Consider the following 14,465-nt stretch of genomic DNA (forward strand, 5'->3'; position numbering starts at 1 on the left):
ACGCCCTATGAGATCGAAGTATTACTTATGGATTTTGCTGTTTTATTTATTTAGTGTAAATACTATTTCAGGACAACTCTTGAAAAGTTTTACATCGGTCAATCAAACCAATGGTTTGAATGCGGATATTTTACTAATAGGTAATAATAACCTTTCTACACATAAAACAAATGCATATACTGGTCCAGCAGCTAATCAAGATTTAACTTTGGTAGAAGTTGATATAGATAGTGACCCTACAACTACTAATTCGAGTCGTGCCAACTTATCAATACCAGTAGCTTATAGATCTTGTTATAAGATTAAATATGCAGCTTTATATTGGGGAGCGACTTATACAAATAGTAGTAGATCAGGAATTGACCAAGTTAAATTTAAAGTACCTAATAGTGCCACTTACCAGACAGTGACAGGAACAGTTATTCATGATGCTACTTCGTTGAGTATGAAACCCTATGCAGTTTATGCAGATGTAACAAATTTATTAAATGTTACTAATGCTGAAGGGACTTATGCTGTTGCCAATATTAAAGCTACTACTGGAAAAGATAATCCAGGGTTTTCTGCTGGTTGGCATTTATATGTCATTTATGAAAATCCAAATTTACCAGCAAAAAATATTACTTCCTTTAATGGTTTTGCTAATGTAAATGGTTCTTCTAGTGTAGATATTAATGTTAGTGGTTTCCAGACCATTCCTGCAGGTCCTGTAAATGCCAAAGTTGCGTTTGCAACGCTAGAAGGAGATCAAGGTATTGTTGGCGATTTTTACAGAATTAATGGAACTAAAATGCGTCCACCGATTAGAAATAGTTTAAGTGATAATTTCTTTAATAGTTCTATTACTGATCCATTAGGATATTTAGCAGGTAGAAGCCCTAATAGTACTAATACGTTAGGTTATGATGCTGGTATTTTTAATGTTTCCAATGTTGGAAATAGTGTGATTGCTAACAATGCAACAAGTGCTGATATCACCTTAGGTACGGATGGTGATGTTTATTATCATTATTTCGATGCTTTTGCTGTAGATGTAATTCAACCTAAAATTGTTTTAACAAAAACTATTGAAACTCCAGCTGGGACACCAATTGCAAGTGGTTCTCCACTTAGTTTAGGACAAACAGTCGATTATGTTATCAGTCTTCAAAATGTTGGAAATGATAATGCAACAAATGTCACTATTCGTGATATTTTACCCGTTAATACAGTATTCTCTTATCCATCTGGATTAACACTTCCAGCAGGGATTACTGTAGTTTCTTATAACAGTACAACTAGAGAACTAATATTATCAGTTAATAAGAGTTTAGTGACCGCTGGAGGTGGTAAATATTCTTTAAGAATAAGAGTACAAGTTGTACCTGATTGTGCTGAACTTCAAGATGCTTGTGAAAATAGAATCAACAACCAAGCTTTTGTTTCCTATCAAGGGGTTATCAATACGGCACAAATTACAGATGATCCTAGTTATGCTTCATACAATGCTTGTTCCGTGAACAGCCCCTCTCCTACTAACTTTATTGGAAACATAGATGATTGTAAATCTAGTCAAAATGTTTATTTGTGTGGCACCACTACGCAACTTACAGCACCAGCTGGTTATACAACTTATACTTGGACTGGACCCGCTGGAGCAACCATAACTCCTGTAGCTGGTACTAACAATCAGACAGTAACTGTTAATATGGTAGGAACTTATAGTGTAATGTGTGTAGCACCTTCACCATGTGTTAATATTCCAATCACTTTCAATGTGAGTACGTATGGTACAGGATTAGTGAATCCCGTAATTACTTATTTGCAAGGGTTGCCTGCTAATAGTGGTATCAATTATGATATTAAAAACTGTCCTGATTTAGGTCTGGATCCCCAATTACCATTTTTATATCTATGTGGGACAAACGATACGGCTCCTATAGTTACTAATATTGCAGGTGCTACCTCTATTGTTTGGGAACAACTAAATACTGGCTCATGTCCTGCCGTTGCCAATCCAAACTGTGCCAATGTTAATTCAGCTTGTACTTGGACTACTTTAGCAACAAATCCTAATTTCACTGTTACTGGACCGGGTCAATATAGAGTAATCATTAATTTCCCAGGTGGATGTGATCGTAAATTTTATTTTAATGCCAGTTTAGAATTTTTAGATCCTCAAATTGATTCTAGAGATATCGTGTGTACTACACCTGGAAAAATAACGATTAATAATGTTCCTGCTACAGGCTATGAATTTAGTTTATCAACAGCTGCAGGTGCTGCAACTAATGTTTGGCAGACTTCAAATGTATTCAGTAATATTAATGTTGCAGGAAATTATACGGTATGGGTTAGAAAAGCAAATTTCCCAGGAGGGTGTCTGTTTTTTGTTCCTAATATAGGTATTCGTCAACGAAATTTTACTGTAACAGATACATATGTTGAACCAAGATGTTTTGGAGATAAAGGAAGCATACGTCTAGTGGTTAATGATGTATATCCAAACTATTATTTCGCTTTATATTCAGGAGCTACGGCTACGGGTGTTCCATTAGCAACTTCAGGTCCTATTTCTGTAACCAATGATTACACGTTCCCTAATTTAAATGCGGGGCAAACGTATACTTGGTTAGTCACTATAGATGATAAATGTAGTAAAGAAGTAACTCATACTTTTGCTAATCCTGCTGCATTAACAGTTTCTGCAGCTATAACTACTCCCCTAACCACTTGTTCAAATGGGGTAATCACTATTACTCCGGTAGGAGGTACTGCTCCTTATACATTTATTGTTAATGGAATTTCACAAGGTTCTAATGCAACAATAACCACTACAGGGTCAGGAACTTTTAATATACAAGTAGTTGACACGAATAACTGTTCTGCAACTACTAGTCAAACTATAAATTTAATTCCAACCCCTGTTGTAACCCCAGCTGTTACGCATCCCCTATGTGCTACAAGTCCAAATACGGGTATTATTACATTCAATGTTATTAGTTCAAGTGGGCAAACATTGACATATAGTGTTGATGGTGGACCTTATTTAGCAAGCAATGTTTTTACAGGTTTAGCACCTGGTTTACATACTACATCGGTTCGTTATACAATTAATGGCGTTACGTGTACATTACCTAGTCAACTAGTTTCTATCAATACACCAACATCGATTACTGGATCTGCCTCTATTACCACCCAAGGACGTTGTGATAATACTGGAGCTACCATTACTGTAGTTATGAATTTAACTGGTGCTGGAGGCTTACAATTTAGTATTGATGGTGGAATAACATGGGTTGCTACTCAAGATTTTACAAATTTAGGTCCTGGTACATATACAATTCAAGTTAGAGATTTGAATGGCTGTACCATTAGCTTAAATCCTGTTACAGTTCCAGCTTTGAATGGACCAATTGATATGATTCTTGTAGGTCAAACTCCAGCTACATCGTGTACAGCTACAGGTGATTTGAACGTGAATATTTCTGGAAGTGGAGGTGTAACTCCAGTGCGTTACCGTATTGTTTCTCCTGCAGCAAATGCAACAGCCTACCAAGCTTCGGGTAATTTCGGTAGCTTACCAGCAGGTACTTATACTTTTGAAGTTATAGATGCCAATGGATGTACGTATCAAGAAATTTTTACATTACAATCGTTGCCTGCTCCAACCATTACTGCTCAGGTGACTAATGATGTAGTATGTTTCGGACAATCTAATGGTAATGCTGTATTTACCATTTCTGGATTGCCTAATAACGTGAGATATAATTACACTGTTGTGAATGTAGCTAATCCTGGTGTACCTATTGTAAGTACAACTGGTAATCCACGTACGCCAAGTACTGGATCTACTACTTTAACAGTGCCTATTACTAACCAGCCTGCTGGAACTTATCAAATTACTTTTAGCAGTCAGGATTACGATAATTGTACTTATACTAAAACGTTAACAATTGCTGGTCCAGCTCAAGCTTTAACGGCTCCTTTTACTTTTGTAAACCCAACTTGTACTACAAATGGTGCTATAACCGTTTCTCCTACTGGAGGTTGGGGAAGTTATACATACAGTATTTCACCAAATGCTGGTGTTAACGTATCTGGGAATGTTTTCTCAAACTTGCTTCCTAATGTAGCTTACACTATTACAGTTACGGATGCTAAAGGTTGTACGACTTCTATTAATAAAACTTTTACAGCACCTCCTGCAATTACTGCTAATATAACTGGAGATTTTTGTTTTGATGGAACAAATGCTGCAACATTAGTAGTGAATGTAACTACTGGAACTGCTCCCTATTCTTATAGTTTAAATGGAGGTACACCACAAAGTAGTAACACTTTCCCTAATTTGTCTCCAGGTACATATTCTGTGACAATTACAGATGCAAACAATTGTGGTTTAACAATTAATAATCAAATAATTGCTCCTCAATTAACAGTTAGTACTACTTTAGTAAAGGATATAACTTGTAGTAACCCTACAAGTGCAACTATTAACGGTACTATTTCTGGAGGTATTGCTCCTATTACAATTACGGTGAGTTATAATGGCGGAGTGCCAACACCTGTTGCAAGTTTTCCATATACTGCTACACAAGCTGGTACTTATGTCTTTACAGTAGCAGATGCAAAATGTAATGCTACTTCAAATACAATCACGGTTACTACTCCTATAAATCCTTCAGCAACACATGTAGTTACAGATGTATTGTGTAATGGAGGAAATACAGGTAGCGTTACCATAACTCCAAGTTTAGGTACTGCGCCTTATCAAATTAACTTTAATGGTTTAGGATTTAGTGCGATTACTAATTATACTGGTTTAACTGCGGGTTCTTATAATTATATCGTAAGAGATAGCAAAGGATGTATTTTTAATGGTACAGCTGTAGTGGCACAACCTAATAATTTAACCGCTTCACATACAGTGATTCCTTTTAGTTGTAATGCTTCAAATGCATTTATGCCTGCAACTATTACAGTCACTGCGAGTCAAGGTACTGCTCCGTACCAGTATAATTTTAATAGTACAGGTTATACAAATACAAATACACTTACTATTAATGATAATGGTACTAACCAAACTATCACTTATAGTGTTAAAGATGCTAACGGATGTATAGTTTCAAATAATGTAACCTTACAAAAACTGAATCCACCTGTTATTGCTTCAATTACGAAAAGTACAATTACATGTGCCGCAACGACAGCCACTATTCAAATAAATGTAACTGGTGGTGTAGCTCCTTTGAATTATGCAATTGCTGGACCTAGTAATGCTACTAACACGACAGGTAATTTTACAAACTTGCCTTCTGGTACTTATAATGTTACCGTTACTGATACTAACGGATGTTTTGCAACGCAATCATTGACTATCGTCCCTGTAACCCCAATTACGATTACAGGTACTAAACTAAGTGATGTATTATGTAATGGAGGTACTTCTGGCGCTGCTGTGTTTACAGTAGGTGGTTTTGCTACTACTTATAATTATACTATAAATGGTGTTTTACCTGGATTTGTAGGTCAAACATCAGGTACAATTAATTTAAATAATTTGTCTGCTGGGATATACACTATAAATGTTGTTGATCCTAATACAAGTTGTACTGCAAACGCTAGTATCACTATAACAGAGCCAGGATCATTACCTTCTGCGACTTTAGTTGCTACTAATGTTAATTGTAATAACGATGTTTCGCTAATTACTGTAACACCTAGTGGAGGTACAGCTCCTTATGCTTATGCAGCGGTTATTTCTGGTGCTGCCGCTCCCACAGTTTTTAACACTGTAAATCCTTTATCAGTAGATACTAATAATGCTGCTAATTTAGTATGGGATGTGTATGTGAAAGATGCAAATGGATGTATTTATAAACGTTCTGTAACAATTATTTCTGATCCATTGCCAACAGTAACGGTACCAACTATTGCTGCTAACCAATGTTCTGTAGCTACAGGGTTCATTTTTACTGCGACAGGTACAGGTATAGCTCCTTTAAGTTACAGTATTGATGGGGTTTCATTCCAATCAAGTTCAACATTTACCGTTAACAGTCCAGGTACTTATTTCGTTACCATTAAAGATGGTAATGGTTGTACAGCTGTAAGTCCTACGAGTATCACTGTTTACCCTCAATTAAGTGCAAGTTTAGCTTTTGTAAAAGATTTAACGTGCTCAAATCCAACGGCTGGTACGATGACGCTTTCTGTAAATGGAGGTAAAGCTAATTATTCTTATTTGGTTTATTTGAATAACATTGCTACAGCTATTAATGGTACTTTTGTAGGACCTTCAACCACTATTTCAGTTAATGCAGCTGGTAACTACACTGTTTTAGTTACTGATGCTAATGGTTGTACGTATACTACTCCTATTTCAGTTACTATGACTGCTGCAGTACCACCAGTTGTTGCGAATATTACTAAAGATCCAACGTGTAATGGAGGTACTGATGGTACTTTAATATTAAACGCTAGTGGAGCAACTGCACCTTATACTTATATCGTAGACGGGGCTACACCTGTGTTTACTAATGTATTTGGAGGTTTAGCACCTGGTGTGCATACATATACAGTTACAGATGCACGTGGTTGTTCTACATCAGGATCTATAACATTAAATAATCCAGCGCCTATCGTTGTAAGTTATGTTAAAACAGGTATTGTTTGTAACATCAATACTTTAGGTACTTTTGCAGTAACTATTAATTCTGGGGGTACTCCTAATTTTACTTTTAATTTATTAGATAGTTCTTTTGGATTATTACAAACTTCTGGAGTTACTGCTGCCACTACGCATACTTTTTCGGGATTAAATTTTGGTTTTTATTATATAGAAGTAATTGACGCTAAAGGATGTAAATATCTAAGTCCTGTTGAAAAGATAGATCCAGCTCCAAATATGATACTTGGTGCTACTGTAGATTCTAATAATTGTGCGACTGGAGTAACTGTTACAGTTAATACAACTGGAGGAGTTGCACCATATGATTATGGATTTTTTGGTCAACCAGATTTAATAACTAATACAAATTCTACCACATTCACGTATACGGGTATTAATGCGCTTAGTCATGGTACCACTTATTATTTACAAGTTCGCGATGCAAACAATTGTATTTCTGTTTTAGAATTTACTACACCATCTGCTCCGTCAGGGATCAACATTACAGGTGCAGTTAAAACAAATGTTAGTTGTAATGGCAGTGCTAATGGTTCGTTGCAATTTACCGTACAAAATTACGATCCAACCGTTACTAATATAAATTATCAGTTAATTAATGCATTGACTAATTTGCCTATAGTGCCTGCTGTTGTTGGTACCTTAGTTGGCCCAGCAGGTGGACCAGTGACTACTACACTTACTAATTTACCACCTGGTAATTATAATATCAAAGTGACCGAAGCAACGGGTACATTATGTAGTGCAAATTATAATTTCCTTATTACACAGCCATCTCAACCTTTAAATTTAGTTGTTGCTACAAGTGTAAATGCTAATTGTAATGCAAATGCACAAGTTACGGTTACTGCCACTGGTGGTACACCAGCTTATATGTATGCTTTTATGCCAGCTGGCACGCCTCCAGGAGGCTATGTTGCATCAAATTTAGGTGTTCTAGATCCTGCAATTTCTTTAAATTGGGATATATGGGTAAAAGATGCAAATAATTGTACGAAAATGATTTCACATACCATTGTTAAAGATGCATTACCTACTATTAATGCAATACCACAACAATGTTATACAGGTACTACTTTGAATTTCACAGTTAACGGTACAACTTTTAATGGGAATATTGTTTACGGAATGAATACTGTAAATACACCACCAGCTGTTTTTGTGGCTACTAATACATTTAGTGTTTCTTCTGCTGGTACATATTATTTCTTTGTAAAAGATGTTAATTCATGTATAGCTTCTACTTCAGTTATCGTTGCACCACAGTTATTATTGCAAGCTAATTTAGTTCAAGATTTAGCATGTAGTCATGACGCTACTGTTAATCTTTTTGCGAGTCAAGGAACTGCACCTTATGTTGCTTACGGAGTGAGTACTAATGTTGCAGGACCATTTGCTCCTACAACAGCAGGTGCCACACATACGATAACTACTGCTGGTACTTATTATTTCCAAGTTACAGACACACAAGGTTGTACAGCTGTTTCAAATCCAATTGTTGTTACTCCTAAGACGACGCCAACATTTACATTTACACAAAATGATGTAAGTTGTGCAGCAGGTTCTGATGGTAGCATTACGATAACTGCATCTAACGGTTTAGCACCTTATTTATATAGTATAAACAATGGCTTAACTTACACTTCCTCTAATGTATTTGCAGGTTTATCTGCAGCTACTTATCCAGTTATGATTAAAGATGCTAAAGATTGTATTTCAAGTGTTACAAATGTAATCATAGGGCAACCATTACCTGTAATTGCTGGAATTTCTTTAACTCAAGGTTTAACATGTGGTGTGGGTAATAGTATTCAAGCTGCAACAGTTACTGCAAATGGAGCAGGAGGAACTCCACCTTATAAATTTAGTTTTGACGGTGGTACTAATTACTCTACCACAGCTACATATTCTACTGTAGCTAATGGACCAGTTAGTGTACTTGTTATGGATAGCAAAGGATGTATTTCTGCTGCTGCTGCCACTTTAACAGTGCCTAACTTGACTCCACCTACTGATATGGCTTTTTCTGCTACTGCTATTACATGCTTAGCAACTACGAGTACTGTCACAGTTACTAGTGTAACTTCTGGAGTGGGACCTTATCAATACGCAATACTTTCCCCAGTTGTGGTTCCTAATCAACCGGGTAATATTTTTGGTGGTTTAGCCCCTAATACGTATTTATTCCAAGTTACTGATGCTAATGGTTGTACAACCACTAAGTATTTCGATATTAAACCAGTTATAAATATTACTGCAAGTGCGCAACAGTTAACAGCTGTTTCTTGTAATGGTGGTAATAATGCTAGTATTAGAATTTCTGTAGGTAATTTTACTGGAAATTATAGTTATACGGTTAATGGAGGTGCACCTGTGATCAATCAATCCTCATCATTCTTTGATCTAGTGAATTTAACAGCTGGATCTTATACTATAGTTGTTACTGATAATGTTACAGGTTGTACAGCTACAACAACAATAGCAATTGGTCAACCTAATGCTATTGGTTTAAATCTTGTAAACAATGTTAATGCTACTTGTTCTAAGACTGGAGTTGTTACAGTACAAGGTTTTGGAGGTACTTCTCCTTATAGTTATGAAGCTGTAGTAGCTGGATCTCCAGCACCAGTTTTATTTGTAACTAACAACATCTTTAATTTGAGTAGCGGTTCTTGGGATATTTGGGTAAATGATGCCAACAACTGTAAAACATCAATAAATGTTAATGTAGGTTTAGACTCGGACCCTCAAGTTATTTTACCTGGTGTTGCTGCTAACCAATGCACAAGCGATGGAACGGTATATACTTTTACAGCTACAGCAAATCCATTATTCGGAATTGCGCCTTATCAGTTTAGTATTGATGGTGTATCTTATCAAGCATCTGGTACTTTTAATGTAACTCAGCCTGGTCTATACACAGTAACTATTAAAGACAAAAATGATTGTACTGGAACTGGTACTATACGTATTTACCCAACTTTAAATTTAGCACTTTCAGTTACAGCGGATGCAGATTGTATTCCTGTTAATAGTGGTCAAATTACAGTTTCAGGAAGTGGTGGTTCTGGTAATTATACTTATCAAACGATAGCTCCATCTCCAATTATTATTCCAGCTCAAGCAGGTAACGTATTTAATAACTTGACGCCAGGTACTTATACTGTTCAGATTAATGATACTTTCTTAAATCCAGTTACAGGTCTTAACGAAGTTTGTAGTAAACAAGCTACGATAGAAGTTGAAGCTCCATTAACTGTTAATTTTTCAACAGTTGCCACAGATGTGAGTTGTAATGGTGGAAATAATGGTACTATTACCGTAACAACGTTGAATGGTAATTTACCTATCATTTATTCAATAATTGCAGGTACTAACCCAACACTGACCTACCCTATTAATAGTGTAGCAAATGTGTTTAGCAATTTACCGGTTGGTACTTATACCGTTCAAGGAATTAATAATCGTAATTGTTCACTACAACAATTTGTTACTATAAACGAACCAACTCCATTAACAGTTAGTGCTGCATTTACACCATATGGCTGTAATGCGAGCAATGCATTGCAAAATGCTGTGATTACTATTACCGCTAACGATGGAACTCCTGGATATACTTATAGCATAAACGGTACTAATTTTGTTTCTGGAAATCAATTTAACATTGCTGATAATGGAGCTGCTCAAACTTTTACATTATTTGTGAAAGATGCTCATGGTTGTATTGCAAATACGTTACCATTAACAATTCCAGCTTATGTTCCTGTAATAGCAAGTATTGATCCAGCAATTGTGAAGATTACGTGTACCAATAATGAACAAATACGTATTGTTGTTTCTAGTGGTTCTGGTAATTATAGTTATCAATATCTAGCTCCTACTCCTGCCCCGGTACCTGCTGTGGTTATTCAAGGTGCTGGATTGAATGTAAATCAATTTGATATCACGCAACCAGGACACTATACTTTCCTTGTTACTGATTTAACTACTCTATGTAGTACAATTGTAGAACATGATGTTACACCTTACAATTTCATCAATGCTGATTTGACTTTAGCTAGTAATGTAAAATGTTTTGGTGGAAATACAGGAGCAATGAATTTAAATATTCAAAATTTCACTGGTAATTTCAATTATGTTGTTCATGATGCATTAACTAATGCTGTTGTTCAGCCTACTGTATCAACTAATACTAATTCAGCTACTCTAATTACAGGATTAGCTACTGGCAGTTATTATGTAAACATTACTGAAACAAGTTCTCCATTCTGTACTTATAAAACACCTTTATTAACAATTGGTACTGCTCCAGAGTTGCTTATTAGTGCTTCTGAAACAGCAAATGTTACTTGTACTAATACTCAAGGGGTTATCTCAGCTAGCGGAAATGGAGGCACAGGTGTCCTTCAATATCAGTTAACAGGTCCTGTAAATGTTGCATATACAACTAATAACGTGTTTACTGGTTTAAGTGCGGGTAATTATACAGTTACAGTTAAGGATGAAAATAATTGTACGAATACAGTTAATGTTACTTTGAGTCAACCTGCTAAAATTAATGCTAATGTTCCTAATGTAAATTTATCTTGTTTTGGTGATGTTAATGGTCAATTAAATATTACTAATGTTACTGGAGGTCATAATATTGCAGCTAATTATACCTATACTTTGAATTATTTATCGGCTCCTGCTAGACCTTCTTCTGGTCCTCAAGCAGCTCCTTTATTTACAGGATTGAGCGCTGGTAATTATTCAATAACGATAAATGACGACTATGATTCATGTGGTTCAACTTTTAATTTTGTAGTTAATCAACCAACTCAAGTAGTAGCTACTTTAGCAGAAGTTGTAGGTACTCAGAATTGTAACAATAGTTTCCAAAATTTATTGTTAAGTGCTGCTGGAGGTGTTCCTCCTTATCGTTATGATATTTCACTTAACGGAAGTTTTACTTCTGCAAGTTTTGCATCCTCAATCGTGATTGCTAATGTTGCTCCGGGGCCTCATAAATATTATGTAATGGATGCTAATAATTGTATTAGTGTAGCTCAAATTACTATTGATACTTTAGAACCATTAGCATTAAATTTAATTTCGATTAAAGATGTATTAAAATGTTTCTCGGATACAGATGGAAGTATTTCAGTACAGGCAGTAGGTGGTTTAGGAGGTTATATATATAATCTTACGGGTCCTGTAAATATTTCTAATAATACTACTGGTAACTTTACAGGTTTACCAAGAGGTATTTACACAATTACTGTTACTAGTGGAAACCCTGGTTTTGCTTGTACTCCAGTTACTAGAAGTTTTGAAATAAAAGGTCCTAATGTTCCTTTTGTAGTTACTGCAACTAAAACTGATGCAAAATGTAAAGGGGGTAGCGATGGTATTATTAACTTAGTTATAACTGGAGGTACAGGTACTATACAATATATACTAACCCCTCTTTTTGGACCTCAAGAAACTTTTGATATCACTAATCCTTATGCTACAGGTGGATTCAATATCACTAATTTACCTGCTGGAGTTTATAATCTTACAGTTAAAGACAGCAACGGATGTCTTGCTTTAAATAAGTTCCCAATTCCAATTGGTGAACCTGCAACAAAAGTGTTTGCAAGTATCGATATTGTTAATGACGTAATCGGGGAAACTTGTTATGGAAATATGGATGGTCGTGTGATAATTCGCAATATAAGTGGTGGAACTATTACAGCGGGTGGTTGGTATAAGATTGCTATTTATGCAGCTGGTAGTCCTAAGCCTAATGTGAGTACTTATACTCAAATCCCTATTGGTCAAACAACTTACGATACTAGTGCTGTTTTAGCAGCACGTTTATATAATGTTGATATCATAGACAGTAATGGATGTTCTTGGACTGATGTATTTGAAATTAAAGCAGGTGATGATATAAATCCATTCTTATTACAATCTGTAGATTGTGTTAACAATGTACCTGTTTATATGCTTTCGGTAAGTAATAATTTATTGACTGGTAATGCCTCTAGTTTCCCAATAGGCACTGCTATTCAGTTATTTGAAGGTGTGAGTCCTGCTGCAGTTCCATTAAATCCTGTGATCAATGTTACTGCTGCTAATCAAAACGTTGTTTTTGCTTCTAATGTATATCCTACATTAGTTAATGGTGGTAATTTTACGGTTACAGTTACTAGTCCAACCAAATGTATCAAAACGGTTGTAACCGCTCAGCCGATTGTACCTTTAATGCCTTTAGAAGTTACATTGAGTCAATCTGGTCTGAATACTGTGATGGCTGTAGCTACTGGTGGCGGTGGAAGTTATACTTACGAGTTTTATGCTGATGGACAATTGATGCAATCAGGGTCTCAAGATACTTTTATCTATTATGAACAATACAAACTCATTAAAGTGATTGCGATTGATATTAATGGATGTAGTGCAAGCTTTAGCAAATATTTCCCTTATATTCCAGTTAAAGTACCAGATGTACTTACTCCTGATGGAAATGGACAAAATGACGACTGGGGACCTGATTTTGTTGATCCTACTGTGTACCCTCGTTTAGTGACTAAAGTGTATGACCGTTACGGACGTTTATTAGCTACGTTACCTGTAGGTGCTAGATGGAATGGTAAATATGATGGTAAAGAATTGCCTTCTGGGGATTACTGGTATGTAATTAAAGTTGACAGTAATGATGGTCAAGAATTTGTTGGACATTTTACTTTATACAGATAATTTAACTCAAGAGCTATGACATTAGATTTTTTATATACACAAGCCAAAAAAGTGTTTACCCTTATTGGGTTGTCAATGGTTAGTTCAGGAATTGCTCAAGAGTTGCATTTACCTGCTGCCACACAATATTTAGCCGATAATCCTTTTGTGTTATCACCTACCTTTGCTGGGATAGGTGATAATGCTAGAGTGAGGGCTAACGGTTTTTTACAATGGGTAGGAATTAAGGATGCCCCGCAAAATCAAGCTTTATATGCCGATTTTAGAATATTAGATCAATCAGGTGTGGGAATTCAAGTGTATAATGATAAGAATGGTAATACCAGACAAGCTGGTGGTAAATTGAGTTTTGCCCACCATATCATTTTGGATTACCCTTCCAAACAATATTTGTCTTTTGGTATTTCTTATAACTTCAATAATTTCAGAATTGAAACTAGTGAAATAAAATCTGAGAGTTTACCTAATGATCGTTTTACTGCAAATAGTAATTTTGATGTAGGTTTCTTATATCGAAAGAATAGGTTTTATGCTGCGTTAAACGTAAGTAATTTGTTAAGTAAAGATTTGCGTCAATTTAACACAGCACCGGAACCTAGTTTACTTCGTAATTATCAAATTTATAGTGGTTATGTTTTTCGTGGTAACCGAGATTCAAGATCTGAAATTGAACCTTCAGTTTATTTCCAATATTTTCAAAGTGATGGACGTTCGAGTACAGACGTCAATCTGAAATATAGATATATGGATTTTCAGCGTACGGGTTATTTCTGGCTTGGTGCTACGTACCGTTTCTTAAATGATCAACCTATGAAACCTTTATCTATCGGACCTATGTTAGGATTAAAAAAGAGTCAGTTTTATATGGGGTATTCTTATCAAATTACTACTAATGAATTGGCACAGTATAATTCAGGAACGCATATGTTGACCCTAGGATGGGATTTCTTCCAAGGTATCAGTAATTGTCCTTGTACACAGAACTCAGTAGCTGAAGATTAGTATAGTTACTTTTTAATTATACGGCTAATATTTATTTTAAGTATCTGACTTGAATAAATATTAGCCT

General features: G+C 35.6%; 2 protein-coding genes. Both read left to right on the forward strand.

Translation table 11 applies throughout. From position 1 onward, the window contains the following. Positions 1 to 7 precede the first annotated feature (7 nt). Positions 8 to 13,396 (forward strand): T9SS type B sorting domain-containing protein, encoded by a 13,389-nt coding sequence (locus ACQY29_RS03955; RefSeq protein ID WP_428223946.1) that lies wholly within the window; start codon positions 8 to 10, stop codon positions 13,394 to 13,396. A gap of 15 nt (positions 13,397 to 13,411) precedes the next feature. After that, positions 13,412 to 14,398 carry a PorP/SprF family type IX secretion system membrane protein gene (locus ACQY29_RS03960; protein ID WP_428223947.1) on the forward strand — a complete coding sequence of 329 codons (987 nt, stop codon included), beginning with the start codon at positions 13,412 to 13,414 and terminating at the stop codon, positions 14,396 to 14,398. The last annotated feature ends 67 nt before the right edge of the window (positions 14,399 to 14,465 follow it).

The sequence above is a fragment of the Flavobacterium sp. genome (genome assembly GCF_965262375.1).
Classification (GTDB): Bacteria; Bacteroidota; Bacteroidia; order Flavobacteriales; family Flavobacteriaceae; genus Flavobacterium.

Excerpts from the sequence above, each read along its gene's own strand:
- ACQY29_RS03960 (WP_428223947.1), top strand. The coding sequence starts at position 13,412 with ATGACATTAGATTTTTTATATACACAAGCCAAAAAAGTGTTTACCCTT.
- ACQY29_RS03955 (WP_428223946.1), top strand. The coding sequence starts at position 8 with ATGAGATCGAAGTATTACTTATGGATTTTGCTGTTTTATTTATTTAGT.